The following is a 1,103-nucleotide window of genomic DNA, read 5'->3' as shown; positions in this document are numbered from 1 at the left end:
TGCCTCTTTCATCGCGTGCTTAATCGAATTGAGTTTGGTGCGGAGCGAACTGTCGACCATGCGGCTGCCGAGCTTGACCACGAGGCCGCCGATGATCGCCGGATCGACATGATGTTGAGGGTGACGTCCTTGCCGGTCACCGCCTTGAGCGCCGTCTTCAGCGCTTCGAGATTCTTGTCGCTGAGATTTTCCGCGACGGTGACGTCGGCGGTCGCCTCACCCTTGAACTTCGCGACCAGCGCGCGGTAGGCGCGGATCACATCGGCGACCGCGAACAGGCGCCGATTGGCAGCGAGCAGCTTCAGGAAGTTGGCGCTGATACCGGTGATGCCGGCCTTGTCGAGCACCGCCGACAGCGCCTTGGTCTGGGCCTCGGCACCGAACACCGGGCTGCGCACCAGGCGCATCAGCTCGGGGCTCTCTGCCAACATGGCACTGAACTTGTCCAGATCGGCCTTGACCGCATCGACGGATTTTTCATCGCGGGCCAGTTCAAACAACGCGGTCGCGTAACGACCCGATACTCCGGAAACCGACTGATCTTCAGATGCCACGAGCGCGCTCTTCGGTGGGTCAAATACCCAAGGGAAAAACCGTCGCCAAGATGCGGCGCCTGTCGATTTAAGCCCTTGGAATTCAAGCTGGACTTCGATTTTCTGCCGGCGCGATAACATGGCCGGCATGTGAAATCGCGGCTTTGCTAACATAGCGCGCGCGCAGGCGCAACAAAGACACAGCCGCCAATGACGCGTTGTCGCAAGTCATCGTCGCGCGACTTTTCCGTGACTCGGAACTGACCCTCATCATCGAAGTTGCGATCGTCGAAGTCGCGCCCTCCGGGATCGTCGTGTCGGGCGCGGCGACGCCGCACCGGCTCGATCGCGCTGATCGCAGACCCGACACGCAACGAATGCTTGGTGTTTATTTCGGGTCATAAATCCTTTAGTTTCTAAAGACTTAAGCCTAAAGTATTCGATCATAACCATAAGTATTAAGCAAATTTGCTACTCGTTCCTGGCGAATCTTCTTTGTTCCACTGGCACTATTCAAAGAATATTTCAGCCGGTAAACGTTCACCCCGTCGGCCCATTCTCGCCGCATAC

The 1,103-nt window shown here is 57.8% G+C and carries 1 protein-coding gene and 1 pseudogene; one reads left to right on the top strand and one right to left on the bottom strand.

Annotated features, from left to right (window positions below):
- A pseudogene (locus I5M_RS30340) lies at nucleotides 1-554 on the bottom strand (F0F1 ATP synthase subunit delta); the annotation flags it as partial.
- A 197-nt stretch (nucleotides 555-751) separates the two neighbouring features.
- On the opposite strand from I5M_RS30340, the gene I5M_RS21780 reads away from it, so the two are divergent.
- On the top strand, nucleotides 752-937 hold the full coding sequence (locus I5M_RS21780) for a hypothetical protein (RefSeq protein WP_022723341.1): 186 nt from the start codon (nucleotides 752-754) through the stop codon (nucleotides 935-937).
- Nucleotides 938-1,103 lie beyond the last annotated feature (166 nt).

The sequence above is a fragment of the Rhodopseudomonas sp. B29 genome (assembly GCF_000333455.1).
Taxonomy (GTDB): domain Bacteria; phylum Pseudomonadota; class Alphaproteobacteria; order Rhizobiales; family Xanthobacteraceae; genus Rhodopseudomonas.
Note: the sequence above shows the minus strand (reverse complement) of the source record. Positions and strands in the feature narration are given on the sequence as shown.